General features: G+C 30.8%; 1 protein-coding gene. It reads left to right on the forward strand.

The window, feature by feature from the left end; genetic code table 11:
* A partial coding sequence (locus tag AACQ14_RS23845) for an aminopeptidase P family N-terminal domain-containing protein (RefSeq protein ID WP_339366033.1) occupies nucleotides 1-237 on the forward strand: 237 nt, incomplete at its 5' end.

The following is a 237-nucleotide window of genomic DNA, read 5'->3' on the forward strand; positions in this document are numbered from 1 at the left end:
GTTCTATATAAAATGCTTGAACCAGGTGTACCTACATATCAGGAATGGTTGAAAAATAACATTGAAGCTGGTAAAAAAATAGGATTCGACCAACGTTTATTCTCAGTGAATGACATGAAAATGCTCAAAAATGTAATAAATAATGATAAAATAGAACTTGTAGGCAGTATAGACCTTATATCAAATATATGGAAGAACAGACCATCTCTACCTACTGATAAAAAACTTTATCAGTAG

It is taken from the genome of Vallitalea maricola (assembly GCF_036985595.1).
Lineage (GTDB): Bacteria > Bacillota > Clostridia > Lachnospirales > Vallitaleaceae > Vallitalea > Vallitalea maricola.